Source organism: Roseisolibacter sp. H3M3-2 (assembly GCF_029211165.1).
Lineage (GTDB): Bacteria > Gemmatimonadota > Gemmatimonadetes > Gemmatimonadales > Gemmatimonadaceae > Roseisolibacter.
On sequence record NZ_JARGEK010000811.1, the window covers coordinates 1 to 517 of the forward strand.

Consider the following 517-nt stretch of genomic DNA (forward strand, 5'->3'; position numbering starts at 1 on the left):
CACGTCGCCGTGGCGCGCGCGCGCGACCCCGGCGAGCAGCACGACCGTCAGCACCAGCTGGAGCGCCGCCGGCTCGACGGTCGCCGGCGGGTCGTCGGGGACGCGCGCGACGTCGACCTCGCAGCCGGCGTCGAGCGCGGCGTCGCGCACCTCGCGCCGCGCCGCGTCGGCGAGCGCGCGCAGCGCCGCCACCTGCTCGCGCGCCAGCGCGGTGACGGCGGCGCGGTCGTCCAGCCCGTCGCTCACCAGCTGGGCGAGGGTGCCGGCGTTGCGGGCGACCATGGCGCGCATGCGCGGGTGCTGGCGCGTCTCGGGGGGGAGCGCCTCGTCGTCCATGAGGGCGAGCGCGCTCTGGATGGTGCCGATCGGGTTGCGCAGGTCGTGGCGGAGCGTGCGCCAGCGCGCGCGGAGCGCGCGGCGCTGCGCCACCAGGAAGCCCGCCACCGCCGCCTGCGCATAGCGCGCGCCGAGGCGGTGGAGCCGCCGCGCGACCGCCAGCGCGCTATGCGCAGGCGGC

At 80.1% G+C, this 517-nt stretch carries 1 protein-coding gene; it reads right to left on the reverse strand.

Annotation, left to right across the window (positions count from 1 at the left end; translation table 11 throughout):
• Nucleotides 1–517: histidine kinase dimerization/phospho-acceptor domain-containing protein (locus PYV61_RS26550; RefSeq protein WP_275836898.1), on the reverse strand; the 517-nt coding region annotated here is incomplete at both ends.